Annotated in this window: 2 protein-coding genes; both read left to right on the top strand. The window is 68.4% G+C overall.

Translation table 11 applies throughout. From position 1 onward, the window contains the following. Positions 1-52: 52 nt before the first annotated feature. Positions 53-385 (top strand): transposase, encoded by a 333-nt coding sequence (locus tag AC5WS8_RS39180; protein WP_496108241.1) that lies wholly within the window; start codon positions 53-55, stop codon positions 383-385. Next, a partial coding sequence (locus tag AC5WS8_RS39175; protein ID WP_496108240.1) for an IS3 family transposase occupies positions 382-1,132 on the top strand: 751 nt, incomplete at its 3' end. The genes AC5WS8_RS39180 and AC5WS8_RS39175, both read left to right, overlap by 4 nt.

Genomic DNA, 1,132 nt, shown 5'->3' with positions numbered 1-1,132 from the left:
TGTGCTTCCCCTCGTACCGTGGAGACCGTGACAGCAGGAGAAGTTGGGAGTCATGGCATCCAGGCAACGCGTGTATGACGCCGAGTTCCGTGAGGGTGCGGTGCGGATCGTCAGGGAGACCGGGAAGACGATCCCTCAGGTCGCCGAGGAACTGGGCATCAACCCCGGGACCTTGCACTCGTGGGCGTCGCGGGCGAAGCGCAACGGCTCGCCCTCCTCGGACACTCCGGCGGCGCCTCCGTCACCGGCCGGCCGCTTGCGAGGGTCCGAGCGTGAGGAGCTGGAGCGGCTGCGGGCCGAGGCGAGGGAGAAGGACAAGCGCATCCGCGAGCTGGAGATGGAGCGTGATGTGTGCAAGCGATTCGTGGCCCTCTGGGTGAAGTGACCGCGGATGAGCCCGCGGTGGTCGCGGAGTTCATCGGTAACCAGAGGGCCGAGCACGGTGTCCCGCACCGGGTGGCCTGCCGGGTGCTGGGGGTGAGCGAGTCGTGGTTCTACAAGTGGATCAAGGATCCGGTCACCAAGCGCCGGGAGCGCCGCCTCAGCCTTGCCGAGGAGATCAAGCGGATCTTCGATCAGTCCGGCGGCACTTACGGATCGCCGAAGATCTTCATCGAGCTGGTGCGCGCCGGCTGGCGTGTATCGGTGAACACCGTGGCCAGGCTCATGGCCGAGCTCGGCCTGGCCGCCCGCACGGTGCGCCGTCGGCCCGGCCTGACCCGGCCCGGCAAACGGCCGGCTGCGCCGGACTGGCTGCGGCGCGACTTCAGCGCGCCCGCCCCGGACACGGTGTGGGCCGGGGACATGACCGAGATCGACACCGAGGAGGGCAAGCTGTACCTGGCCACCGTGATCGATCTGTACTCCCGCCGGCTGCTGGGGTTCGCCATGGGTGCCCATCATGACGCCGAGCTGGTGGTCGCGGCGCTGAACATGGCCGCGGCCACCCGCGGCGGCGACGTCTCCGGGGTGATCTTCCATTCGGATCGCGGCAGTGAATACACCTCGAAGCGGTTCGGTGACGCGTGCCGCCGGTGGGGCGTGTGGCAGTCGATGGGGCGGGTGGGTTCGTGCTTCGACAACGCCGTGAGCGAGGCGTTCAACAGCGTGCTGAAAGTGGAGTACGTCCACC

The organism is Streptomyces sp. PTL18, from assembly GCF_059510295.1.
The sequence above is the reverse complement of the archived record's forward strand: the minus strand, read 5'-3'. Positions and strand labels throughout refer to the sequence as shown.